This window comes from Peribacillus sp. NJ4 (assembly GCF_030348345.1).
In the GTDB taxonomy this organism is placed as follows: Bacteria; Bacillota; Bacilli; order Bacillales; family DSM-1321; genus Peribacillus.
Map to the genome: position 1 here is coordinate 31806 of NZ_JAUCFQ010000007.1, position 13010 is coordinate 44815.

The window sequence follows — 13010 nt, forward strand, 5'->3', positions numbered from 1 at the left end:
ACCGGAAGTTGTCCTTTTGCATATAAAGGATTAATGAATGACAAAAGGGAGGCAGCTTATGAAAATCCGAAAGGCCATTATTCCGGCCGCAGGCCTCGGGACTCGATTTTTGCCTGCAACAAAAGCTCAGGCCAAGGAAATGCTGCCGATTGTTGATAAACCAACGATTCAATATATTGTAGAAGAAGCAGTAGCTTCGGGTATCGAGGAAATTATTATCATAATCGGTAGAGGAAAAAGATCAATAGAGGATCATTTTGATAAATCCTATGAGCTGGAAGATGCACTTTTACGAAAAAATCAGCTCGATATTTTAGAGGAAGTTCAGAAAATATCTAGTTTGGCAAATATCTATTATGTCCGTCAAAAGGAACCGAAGGGGCTAGGACATGCAATTCTCTGCGCGAAAAGCTTCATTGGAAATGAACCTTTTGCTGTTTTGTTAGGAGATGACATCGTTATGTCTGAAACACCTTGTCTGAAACAAATCATCAATGTTTTTGAGTATTGCAACAGTTCCGTCGTAGCTGTTCAGAACGTACCAGAAAAGGATGTCAGTAAATATGGCATTATTAAGCCAAAAGGGACAATGATAGAGCCTAACCTTTTCCATATCGATTCTTTGGTGGAAAAACCGAAAAGGGAAGAGGCTCCTTCAAGATATGCGATCATGGGGCGTTATGTTTTAAGACCTGAGATTTTTGAAACTCTATCAAAGCTTCCAGTTGGACATGGTAATGAATTACAACTTACTGATGCTATAAATGAGCTAAATAAGCAGCAGGCCGTATTGGCATATAACTTTGAAGGAAACCGATATGATATTGGTGATAAAGTTGGATTTATTAAGGCAACAATAGACTTTGCTTTGCGCAGGGATGATATAAAAGACGAGGTACTTTCCTATTTAAAGGATGTAAATCAAAAAGAAAACCAGATTAAAACGAGAGAGATTGAATAATATGAAAATAGCCGTTTTGGGTACAGGTTATGTCGGACTGTCCACTGGTGTTTGTTTGTCAGAAATAGGGCATAGTGTCATTTGTATCGATACAGATGAACAGAAAATTAAAAGTCTACGTCAAGGGATTTCTCCAATATATGAACCGGGTCTGGAGAATTTGCTTGCTCAAAATGCTGCAGCGGGTAGACTGCTATTTACCACATCTCATCGAGAAGCGCTAAATGGTGCCGAGATTATCATCATTGCTGTAGGAACACCGCAAATGGAGGATGGGGGAGCAGATTTATCGTATATTGTGCAAGCCGCGAAGGATATTGCTGCGAACCTTGTTCAGAGTGCAGTAGTCGTTTTAAAGAGTACAGTGCCAGTTGGTACGAATGATTTTATTAAAAAAATCATGGATGAACTTTGTAACGAAAAGGTCACCATTAATATGGTTTCAAATCCTGAATTTTTAAGACAAGGGTCAGCCATTATGGATACGATGCAAGCAGATCGAATCATCATCGGTTCTGGAAATAAAGAGGCGGCTAAGATAGTACAAGATATGTATCGTCCGTTAAGTGTACCATTTATACTAACAAGTATTAGAAGTGCGGAAATGATTAAGTATGCTTCTAATGCTTTTTTGGCGACTAAGATTAGCTTTATAAATGAAGTTGCCAATTTATGCGAGGTAGTAGGTGCAGATGTTAAAGATGTAGCAAAGGGAATGGGAAAAGATAAAAGGATTGGAGAAGCGTTTTTACAGCCCGGTATTGGTTATGGAGGATCTTGTTTTCCAAAGGATGTTAAAGCTTTGCTTCATACTGCAAACTTAAATGGAGTACATTTTTCCTTGTTAAAAGAAACAGTAGCGATTAATGATTTTCAGCAGGAACTCCTTGTAACGAAAGCGATAAATCGCTTGGGGGATTTAAAAGGGAAAAAGGTTGCAATGCTTGGTCTTGCTTTCAAGCCAGAGACAGATGATATGAGGGAAGCACCATCAATCAAAATTGCGCATTCATTAACCAAACTGGGAGCAGAAGTGGTAGCTTATGATCCGGTTGCAATAGATAATGCCAAGAACATATTAAGGGATACAATTAGTTTTGCCAGTTCAGTCCATGAAGCTACAGTGGATGCGGATGCTGTATTTATTGTCACGGAATGGAAGGAGTTTAGACATTTAGATCTTGAGACATTGATGAACACGATGAAACAACCGATTGTTTTTGATGGAAGAAATTGTCTTGAGGAAGATCGAATCAGAGTTTGCGAGAAAATTGAATATTATCCAATAGGAAGACCAGCAATTGTTATTGGAATGACATAAATGGTTAGCATTTAATAACATCTGCATTAATTTGAACATGATTCTTTAAAGCCATATTATAAAAGCTCACGCATAAAAAGGGTGAGTGGTTATATAGGCGGGCAAACCTGCAATGCAGCACCTTTGATAATTCTTGGGTGCTTTTTTATATCTCTTAAATAGCCAATAATATTGTGTCATATCACTTACTTCAATCCTCTTTGTATTATGTAAACACATACTCACGACCAATTAGCTTTACTGTATGTTATGAGCCCCAGCTATAGCTTATGAACGTCCACAACTTCCATTCACTTTTAAACGATTCCAATTAAATTCGATTCCATTTAGTCCATGCGTACCTATAGAGTCATACATAATATACTTGAAAAGGACCAGAAAATTTGCTTACTATGCTTGAAAGGAGAGCGTTTACTTGCACACAGTTATGCATTTGAATTTAAGGGTTGACCCGACCCAATATATCTCACAGATTCGAGAAGTTCCTGATTATGATTATATTCATTTGGTACGACAACCTAAGTATATGATAGATCTTTCCCTTTTGAATGAGAAGGTTCATTATCTCAATGAAATTTTCTCACCCAAAGAATATGTGGAAAGAAATAATATCTCCCTCTTACATGCTCATCATGGTCAATTAGGGATGTTATTACTTCCGTTTAAAGAGGAAACGAACCTTCCGTTGGTAACAAGTATTCGAGGCAGGGATGCAACCCTGGCTAATCAGCCCATTGGCTATCTAGACAACATGAAAATGCTATTTGATCGAGGGGAGCGTTTTTTTCCAGTTTGTCAGTATTTAGCTGATAAGTTAATTGCTTGGGGTTGTCCTCCAGAAAAAATTAGAGTGTTATATGGGGGGGTTGACCTTAACCAATTCAAATACCGAACTCCAGATAAAGGTGGCTCTCAAAACATTTTATCCATGGGTAGATTGGTGGAAAAAAAAGGACATCACATCTTAATGCAAGCTTTTCAAAAGATTAGAGGTAAATTTCCAAATGCAACCCTGACGATTATCGGAAGAGGGGAGCTTGAAGAACATCTCAATTCTTTGGCAAATCAACTTAATTTAGGAGATTCCTTTCGTTTATTAAATCATCTCCCTAAAGATCAAGTAGGAGATCAAATGACCAATGCAGATATATTCTGCGCCGCGAGCTTAGAAGCTGCCGATGGAGATGTAGAAGGAATACCTAATACATTAAAAGAAGCTATGGCGGTTGGCGTACCAGTGATTTCAACCAATCATGCCGGAATCCCTGAATTAATAACAAATCACAAAGAGGGAGTTTTAGTACAAGAAAACAATGTAGATGAACTGGCAGAGGCGCTGGAATTTATGTTAACAAATAGAGAGTTGTGGGAAACATTTACAGTAGCAGCTCGTAAAAAAATCGAACAAAACTTTGACCTCGTCCAACAGCTTCAACAACAAGCTGAATTTTATGATGAACTTGTAGCCCCTTATAAAAAAGGTAAACAAAATTCAGAAACACCTCGCAAAAATGATAAAAATGATAAAAAAACCCATAAGAAGACTAAACAACGAGTTATATATGATCGCGAATCAATAAAACCTAGAAAAAAAGCCGAAAAAGCCCTTGTTTATATTCAACAGCTTCAACAGCAGACAAAAGATAAAGTCAAAGATGAACTTGTAGCATCCAATAAAAAAGACAAAAAAGATAAAATTCATCAGAAGGCTGAAGTTGTTGATGAAACAATAGCATCTCGTAAAAAGGAAAAAAAGGTTCAAAAAGCCGAAAAAATCAAAAAAGCGCTTAATAAAATTCAACAGCTTCAACAGAAGTCTATAGATGAGCAGTTAGGAGGAGATCATGGAGGATTTTAAAACCATTACTGTAACCAAAGGTGAAAAATCTTTGGGAATTGACAATCCCACTACCTATGCGCTGATTGGAATGGGTGCTCAAGGTGCAGTATTTAAACTATCAGAAGATAAATGTGTGAAAATCTATTCAGACCCGGTACAAGCGAAAATGGAGGAAGAAGCACTTAAAGCGGGACAACATTTACCCTTTATGCCTGTGGTATATGATACAGGATCAAACTATATAGTCATGGAATATTTTAATGCTCCAACTTTAAAAGAATACCTGAGAAATTGTACGTATATCCCTGATTCTATAGTAAAGAAACTTCTCTATATATTAAAGGAATTAAAACAAGCAAAATTCACCATGATAGATGCCCCTCTACGCCATATTTTCGTCGTTGGTAATGAGGAACTTAAGGTGATTGACCATGTAAATTCCTTCAAAAGAATGCACCCTGTACCATTAAAATTATTAAGAGATTTAAAAATAATCCTATTAAAGGACTCGTTCTTAGCCCAAGTGAAAAAGCTCGAACCGGACACCTTCAATGAGTGGGACAATTATTTCAATCAAAATAGTTTGGACTTTAGAAACATTACCGTCCTCTCTGGAGGTTCAGGTAATGGAGTAAAAGTGGATAGCGCTATTACACAAACACTAATTGGAAAAGGGCATCAAGGTGCTGTTTATCGAGTGTCTGAAGACAAATGCGTAAAACTTTACGGGAAAACTGAACATGCAAATCAGGAAAAAAAGGTTCTTTTATCAAGTCAAGACTTGCCTTTTATCCCGAAAGTCTTTGAAACAGGACCCAATTATATTTTAATGGAATATCTATTAGGACCAGATTTAAATACGTTTCTTAAAAAACAATCTGAACTTTCTGAGGACATAACCAGACGATTACTCTATATATTGAAAACAATGGAAAAATCGGGTTTCAAACAAATTGATGCCCCACTACGGCATATTATCATAACCAGGAATGGTTTTAAATTAGTCGATCATGTGTACTCGTTTTCACGTGAACAACAAAGACCTCTCGAGTTATTTAAAGACCTGAGAGAAAGAAATTTTTTAGATTCTTTTCTAGAACAAGTGAGGGAGATAGATCCTGATACGCATGCTGAATGGACAAAAACACCAATTCCATTAGATGAAAATGATAATACGCTTGTAGAGTCATAGTTATGTAACTTGAACCTTACGAAAAAATGTAAAAGCGAGTATTATGCCATTTTGTTGAAGTTTTAGTTACCACAAAAAGGAGCATATTTAAACCTATGGTGACTTCGCATTCAACGGTTTTCAAGATCGCTTTAGCTTAAACTTCATTCGTAACTATACCTCGAGGACACCATTTAATCTTTCTTATTCACGGCATTATTGTTTGTGCTGGCCGCGTAATTATTAGCTTTATCCTTGGTTCAACGAATCAAATGAATCTCCATCGTGTCAAAAATTGAATGAAAAGGCAACGCTTGAACTTTTTATAAAGAGAAAATTAATAACCCTGGTGAAAAGCAAGGTGACACTTGTTCCGCTACGTTCATCATTTCCTCATTCAGTCGGGAAAAGTATATGGTCCTCATTGTATTGTCACTGCTCATGTAGTGACAGAGGACTATTGATTTACTCGAATTTTCCTCCCTTATTTAAAAGAGCATTGGCAAAACTGTAGTTACCTTTCAAAAGCAAAAAAGACTGTCCATCTTCTGAAAATGAATTTTTTTTTGTACTAGTTGACAGCGGCGGGTATACGAGTGAAAAAATCATGAGGCTTAAATCAAAAAAGGATATCATGTCATTGGTGGATTACGAATGAATCGTAAGTCTCTCCCCAATGAAGATTTCTGAGTTCGCCTTGTCTTATATCCGTCATAATGAACTTTGCTCTGTTGCTGTAAAGGATCGAAAGTATCAATGTATGATTACGAATGCTTACTCAGTGTTCCAGAAAAATCTCAAAATCCTATAGTTATAGAAAGGATTGGAATTAATACTATGAACATTTTAGTGACGGGAGCTGCAGGTTTCATTGGTTTCCACCTAACAAAACGTTTGTTGGCTCAAGATTATCATGTAATAGGTGTAGATAATATTAATGATTATTATGATGTTCTTTTGAAGAGAGATCGTCTTAAGGTATTAGAAGAAAACCCTAATTTCGAATTCCATAAAATGGATTTGTCAAATAAAGAAAAATTAAATCGAATATTTAAAGACAGGACGATTCATATAGTCATCAACTTAGCAGCTCAGGCTGGAGTCCGTTATAGCATAGACAACCCGGATTCTTATGTTAATTCAAACCTAGTAGGGTTTGTGAATATCTTAGAGGCCTGTCGACAATATAATGTAGAGCACTTGATTTATGCATCCTCTAGTTCTGTTTATGGAGCAAATACTAATATCCCTTACTCAACTAAAGACTCAGTGGATCATCCAGTAAGTTTATATGCTGCCACAAAAAAGTCTAATGAATTAATGGCTCATACTTATAGTCATTTATTTAATATTCCAACCACAGGACTCCGATTCTTTACGGTGTATGGTCCTTGGGGGAGACCTGATATGGCTTATTACTCTTTTACTCGAAATATTATTGAAGAGAATACAATAAAGGTTTTTAATAATGGCGATATGAGAAGAGATTTTACTTATATTGATGATATTGTTGAGGGAATAATCCGATTACTCGATAATCCACCGATATATAACGAAAAATGGGATAGAGCTAATCCTGATCCAAGTTCAAGCTATGCCCCATACAAAATTTATAACATTGGTAATAATAATCCTATAAAATTAATGGATTTTATTAATACATTAGAGAAACTAATTGGCAAAAAGGCAAAAATAGAATTCTTACCAATGCAACCAGGAGATGTTAAGGAGACTTATGCAGATATTTCCGATTTGCAGGCTGATGTGGGGTTCTATCCTTCAACAACAATAGAAAAAGGTTTAACTCAGTTTGTAAATTGGTACAATAAGTACTATATAAAAAGGAAGTAGTGAAGATTACTAAGTTGGATACAAGTGAATAAAAAATATTGATGTATTCTCTACTTCATTCAGTAAGGATAAACCCGCACTAAATTATAAAGTTCTCACCTCAACTTTGTTTATGATAACAAAAGTTGAGGTGAAATACTATGGCTCAAGATGATGTTCTTTGTGAAGGAAGAAAGACATTTAAACCAGAAGTTTAATTTTAAAACAATATTTTGGTTCGTTTCATTTCTTTCTCCAGATGGAAAGGTCCTTAGTCAATAACTTCCCTTGTTAAAGTTAGTTATAAATTGTTTTATACGATAAGCGACCAGTAAGGCTTCAGGTTACCATGTAAGATCCAACTTTTCTTGAACCCGTTCGGCTAGGTCTAAAGGATATTTACCAATGGGTTTATAAGCTTATCTTACGGCGTTCAATATACTCTCTTGAGGCTCCTGGTTGTTATTCATCGTTTATATTATGGTTGCGTTTTAACTCACGCGCAATACAGGAATGATGACGATTAAGAACGGCACCAATTTCTCTTGTAGAATGCCCAAGTTTTTGGAACACTTCTAGTTGTCGGCGCTCAAGTAGTAAGTTCAGACTCGTTTCCTTATAAAAAAGTTGTGTGGTACCTACTATTTTACACGAAGCGAGTAGGGCTTTTTGTTTTTTCTGGGTTTCGCATTTAAGATTACAATTCATCTAATCTAAAAAAATCCGGCCACAGTTAAACTCAGTTATGTGAATGAATTTCATAATTCGAATCGCTTGTCTCCCAAGGAGTTCAACGCATAAAAAAGAGGCACCGCCCCAGGTCGTGGATCAGAAGCATGGAAAAAGCTTTACAATCAAAGAATGGCCGTTGAACGAGTCAATGCCTATATAAAAGAATTCTTTCAACTAAAAAATGTCCGATATCGTACGGGAAAAAAGGCCAAGGTTCATTTTGATATTGTGACTCTTGTTTAAGATGCCTCAAAATTGGCAGTAGACAGTATCAACCAACAAATGAACAAAATGACTTAAGCTGCTTAATCATTTAAAAAAATGAATAACTAAAATCTGGTCACTCAACGAAGAAAAAAACCTATTATAAAATTGACTCATGTTAGTTGGATTAAACACTATTGGTCAAGTAGCTTTTTATGATTTTATGCGTGTTAACGGCAGTTCTCTTATAATTTCTCCTAAAGCATTTTTCCCGGTCACAGATGCGAGGACATCGTCTTTTCGTAGCTCAATTTGAATTAAAACGGTTTAATTCATATACTTCTAATTCAGAAGTGTAACCATATTGTTCCTCTACTTCACCCTTATACCGTCCTACTATGTTTTTTAGACCATCTACACCGTAGACTTCTATTATTACTTCGGTACTCTTTCTTTCATTATTATTTAGAATGTTTACTACGACAGTATAAAAAAGCTTGTCCAACGTAAATGATGGGTCTAAGGAACTGTCACCATTCATGTTTTCAACAGGACCTGTTGAGTAAAGTACTGACATATCTTAATCCCCTTTTTTTAGCAAAAATTTGACTTTCATCATTTATTTATATGGAATAATTGTAATTAACGTTATGGATATATAGTGGAATTTGATATAAATAGTGGGATTTTGTGAGATTTATATAGATTAATAGGTAAGAAAGATTAAATCTAAATGGTTTTCTTACTACTGTTTGTCCTCTAAAAGTTTTATTACTTGAGCTGGAACACCATAAGCCAAGCTGAAGTCTGGTATATTTTTTACTACTACAGAACCCATCCCGATTATTACAATCTTAGAGTGGTATATTTCCGGAAAGACTACCAGGCTTCCAATTAGCGTAGGAAAATCTACTTTTTTTATATCGAAATAGAGTTTTGCCCAATCTTTACAAAAAATTCTTATATAAATCTTAATAATAGGTCTACATAAAGACAATAGTCCAAACAAAAAAGAGGACTAGTTCATTTATTATTAAAAAGGTTTACATAAAGACAATAGTCCAAACAAAAAAAAGGACTAGTTCATTTATTATTAAGAAGGTTTACATTACCCTATAGAAAATACAATTTTCACATTGTTAAATGATTACTACACTAAACAAAAAAGTAGAGGAGCAATGGCGTCAGGCCTTGAGGAAATATTAATCGTCGTTTCACGATCAAAAATTTGATTGCGGATATTTTAATCGGTCACTCGAACCCAATATTCATACCCAATATACTAGACAGCCTTATGCTAGCGGGCTTAGTGATGCAATCCTCTTAGGGAAAAACTTTGTTGGAAATCAACCGTTTGCTGTATTGTTGCCTGATGAAGTTATTTTTGAAAAAGAGACGGCTGGATTAGGTCACTTAGTAAGAGTTTAAGAAAAATTAAAAAAAGTGTACTCGGCCTATATGAAGTTGAAAATCAGTTGTTGTCAAACAACGGTGTTTCTGAATTGGAAATATAGATAGTGGTATAGGTGAAGTTATTAATATTGTTGAAAAACCATCAAACGATCCACCGTCAAATTTAGCTGTCATTGACACCATTGACTTTTTCTTATTTAGAAATGATAAATCCTGGAGTTGGTGATGAAATTTAAATAACAGATGCCATTAATGAAAATGCTGAAATTAGAAAATGTCTATGGGAAAACGATGGATGGAGACAGATTCGATATTAGTAGATTTGAAGAGTACATGGGCAAATTATTTTAATCAAAAATTTAATGAGGAAAACCCAAAATCAAATAAAAAGAGATGGGTATATGGGTGAATTACATGCAAACAAAAAAATATAAAAAATATGTAAGTTAATAAAAAGGAGAAAGTAATTTGAACCCTGAAAATATGAAAACTCCATTGGAAATTCTTAAGGAGTATAATTTGTCAGAAAAGGATGTTGTTTTTATTAAGGAACCTAAAGAAAATAAGGTTTGGGTGATACACGATACGAAAAATAAACGACGTCTTGTATTAAAAGCCGTAAAAAAGGACAATTCTTCTTTTCCAATTCTGCTTCATCATCAATTATCTAAAATTGGATTTTCTGTACCCAATGTATTTGAGACGACAAAGGGCCAAGTATATGTCCAAACAAAGAAAAAATTTTATTATGTTTCTGAATATATCAATAATCTGGAGCCAATAAATGAACAGCAGCGCATCGAAGGATTGGCAGAGTTTCATTCACATGCTAAATTTGAAGAGCTTATTAGCTTTAATGAAAAAATCTTTTTTCCAAACAAGGAAAATTTTTTAAAAAGTTATTCAGATAAACTTGATGAAATAAAAAAGTGGACGTCTTCCGTTAGTTCACCTACCTTAAAAGACATAATCAATGAGATAACTAAAATAGGACTAAGTGTCTATCACCTTATGCAAACTTGTGATATCGAAGGATATCTTCAACAAACCTCTAAACGAAATAGCATTTGCCATGGGGATTTCAACATGAACAATGCTTTCACAACAGAAAACAAGGAATTTCTTATTATTGATTTTGATCATGCATACTTCGGTTCACCGTTAGATGATTTTCGTTTTCTCATGATGTCAATTACACGTAATTCTAAAAATGATCCTCTATCCAAATTAAATCCTCTGTTTGAAAATTACTTTAAAGTTTGTTCTGAAGACCTACCATACAAAGACATTTATAAAGCTGATTCTATGTTTCCTCATGAATTTCACAAGCAAGTAAAACAAATTGTAGAACAAGAAAAAATAAAAAAATCAAGTAATTATCAAGAACTATTAGTTCAATTAGCAGAACGCGAGAAAAGCAAATATGAATTTCTTATTAAAGGGAGTGAGGTGGGATGAAAACCATTGCTTTTTTTGTGAGTGAAAACATCAAAACACATCAACGTTTTATATATAATCAAATCGTAAAAATTAGTCAATATCGCTCAATCGTAATCGGCCCATTCGACAATACCAACCGTACAGAATTCCCCTTTGAAAACTACTATAATTTAAACAAAATTAAAGATCTAAAAAAGTTCTTCGAAGAACAAGATATCATAGCCATTCATGCTCATCACGGATCACACGGACAAGAGATTTTGCCTATATGTGAAAAATATAATATCCCTTTGATTGTTAGCATTAGAGGGCGTGATGGTTCTGACAGACCAGAAATTTTCGAAAAAAATGCTAAGCGATATTCAGCATTAAATAAACATGGTGCACACTATTACCCTGTATGCCAATATCTTGCAGAAGGATTAAGAAGTTTAGGAATTCCGGCTAAAAATATGCATGTGTTATATGGTGGTATCGAATTAGATCTTTTCCCCTATTCTAACCGCACTCTCCCCATAGAAGGCGAAATAAGAGTTTTATCTGTAGGTAGACTTGTAGACAAAAAAGGATTTATTACTCTTATAAAAGCATTTAAACGGATTAATACACAATATCCAAATGCTAGACTGCATATTATCGGAGCAGGTGAAGATGAGAAAAAAATTAAATCCGCCATTGCAGAATATAACCTTAAAGATGTTGTGATTCTTAGAGGAGTTATGGATTCAAAACAAGTTTCGGACGAATTAAAAAAAGCTCATATCTTTTGTCTTGCAAGTCAGACAGCTAAAACTGGTGATATCGAAGGCATTCCTAATGCCTTAAAAGAAGCAATGGCTAGCGGTTTACCTGTCGTTTCCACTCAACACGCGGGAATCCCTGAATTGATTGAACACCAGAGAACAGGATACCTAGCTCCAGAAAAAAATGATATTGAGTTAGCGAAAGGCATACAATTCTTTTTAGAACATCCAGAGATTTGGAACGACTATACGGAAAGAGCACGGCAAGTCATTGAAGAAAAATTTGATGTCAATAAACAAATTATTGAGCAACAAAGATTATATTCTCTCGTTAATACAACGAAAACGGGAACTAAAACAAAAACTAAAACTAAAACGGGAACTAAAACAAAAACTAAAACAAAAACTAAAACGAAAACGGAAACTAAAACGGAAACTAAAATGAAAACGGAAACTAAAACGGAAACTAAAACGGAAACTAAAATGAAAACGGAAACTAAAACTAAAAAAAAGAAAAAGAAAAAATAAATCAAGTAAGGAAAATTTAAAAACAAAATTTATCATAACGAAAAAACAAGCTGGATACCCAATAGTTATCATTTAAGTAGAAAGGGGAGTGACATGGGCTATATAGAAGATTTACGCAAGCTTGTGGGAAAAAGGCCAGTCATTTTAACAGGGGCAAAAGTATTAATATTTAATCCACTTAGGCAGATTTTATTACAATTTCGAACAGATACAAAAGTATGGGGATTACCAGGGGGACTTATGGAGTTAGGAGAATCATTAGAGGAAACAGCATTGCGTGAAGTAAAAGAGGAACAGGTTTAACGATTGGTCGATTACAATTTCTAAAAGTTTTATCAGGCGTAAACTATTTTATTCACTTACCAAATGGAGATCAATTCTATTCTGTTAACGCTTTTTATACAACAAATGAAATTATAGAAGGAACTTTGAAACCTGATGGTAAAGAAGGAAGTGCTATACACTTATTTCCAATCAATCAGCTGCCAAAAGATATGGATCCCGATATCAAAAAAGAAATTTGTAATTATTCAGGGTTTGGCAATTGAATTTTTTCGAGGATCGCTTCAGCTCTCTAGAAAAAATCTAAGGGCCTTAGCAGGTAAATAATCAGGTGTATGCTAGAAAACTAAAGGATCAAATGATGGCTATCCTTGACTTTGATTCATCTTTAGAAACCGTTATGGTAAGCAAGAATGAGCCACTGTAAGTTATAATCCATGAAATCATGGGAAAGATCATCTGCATCCTTTATTTTGCTTTGACGGCATCAACCATAACGCCTTAAACGATATGCTTCCGTTAGTCGATACTTTTTTCTATAGACT

At 34.8% G+C, this 13010-nt stretch carries 9 protein-coding genes and 2 pseudogenes; 9 read left to right on the forward strand and 2 right to left on the reverse strand.

Going from position 1 to position 13010, the window contains the following annotated elements; translation table 11 throughout:
* Nucleotides 1-58: 58 nt before the first annotated feature.
* From galU to QUF94_RS27730, 5 genes are all read left to right on the forward strand, one after another.
* On the forward strand, nucleotides 59-961 hold the full coding sequence (galU, locus tag QUF94_RS27710) for a UTP--glucose-1-phosphate uridylyltransferase GalU (RefSeq protein WP_289318862.1): 903 nt from the start codon (nucleotides 59-61) through the stop codon (nucleotides 959-961).
* Between the two features lies 1 nt (nucleotide 962).
* Entirely contained in the window at nucleotides 963-2282 is a 1320-nt protein-coding gene (locus QUF94_RS27715) for a UDP-glucose dehydrogenase family protein (RefSeq protein ID WP_289318863.1), read from the forward strand.
* Between the two features lie 415 nt (nucleotides 2283-2697).
* Nucleotides 2698-4140 carry a glycosyltransferase gene (locus QUF94_RS27720; protein ID WP_289318864.1) on the forward strand — a complete coding sequence of 481 codons (1443 nt, stop codon included), beginning with the start codon at nucleotides 2698-2700 and terminating at the stop codon, nucleotides 4138-4140.
* On the forward strand, nucleotides 4127-5314 hold the full coding sequence (locus QUF94_RS27725) for a hypothetical protein (RefSeq protein ID WP_289318865.1): 1188 nt from the start codon (nucleotides 4127-4129) through the stop codon (nucleotides 5312-5314). Before QUF94_RS27720 ends, QUF94_RS27725 begins: the two co-directional genes overlap by 14 nt.
* Nucleotides 5315-6130: 816 nt before the next feature.
* A complete protein-coding gene (locus QUF94_RS27730) occupies nucleotides 6131-7144 on the forward strand; it encodes an NAD-dependent epimerase (protein ID WP_289319010.1) in 1014 nt (337 codons plus the stop codon).
* 441 nt (nucleotides 7145-7585) lie between these two features.
* Here the strand turns inward: QUF94_RS27730 and QUF94_RS29000 are convergent, their stop codons facing one another.
* Nucleotides 7586-7831 (reverse strand): helix-turn-helix domain-containing protein, encoded by a 246-nt coding sequence (locus tag QUF94_RS29000; protein ID WP_353957824.1) that lies wholly within the window; start codon nucleotides 7829-7831, stop codon nucleotides 7586-7588.
* Between the two features lie 93 nt (nucleotides 7832-7924).
* Between QUF94_RS29000 and QUF94_RS27735 the strand changes: the two are divergent.
* Nucleotides 7925-8095 (forward strand): annotated as a pseudogene (locus QUF94_RS27735) (transposase); the annotation flags it as partial.
* A 271-nt stretch (nucleotides 8096-8366) separates the two neighbouring features.
* On the opposite strand, the gene QUF94_RS27740 reads toward QUF94_RS27735, so the two are convergent.
* Nucleotides 8367-8636: a hypothetical protein gene (locus tag QUF94_RS27740; protein WP_289318866.1), complete on the reverse strand. Its 270-nt coding sequence runs from the start codon at nucleotides 8634-8636 to the stop codon at nucleotides 8367-8369.
* 1304 nt (nucleotides 8637-9940) lie between these two features.
* Between QUF94_RS27740 and QUF94_RS27745 the strand changes: the two genes are divergently transcribed.
* The 3 genes and pseudogenes from QUF94_RS27745 (at nucleotide 9941) to QUF94_RS27755 (ending at nucleotide 12731) form a co-directional block, all read left to right on the forward strand.
* Nucleotides 9941-10930, forward strand: a complete 990-nt coding sequence (locus QUF94_RS27745; RefSeq protein WP_289318867.1) for a phosphotransferase — start codon at nucleotides 9941-9943, stop codon at nucleotides 10928-10930.
* A complete protein-coding gene (locus QUF94_RS27750; protein ID WP_289318868.1) occupies nucleotides 10927-12183 on the forward strand; it encodes a glycosyltransferase in 1257 nt (418 codons plus the stop codon). The genes QUF94_RS27745 and QUF94_RS27750 overlap by 4 nt, the downstream gene beginning before the upstream one ends.
* 93 nt (nucleotides 12184-12276) lie before the next feature.
* Nucleotides 12277-12731: pseudogene (locus QUF94_RS27755) on the forward strand (NUDIX hydrolase).
* Nucleotides 12732-13010: the final 279 nt, after the last annotated feature.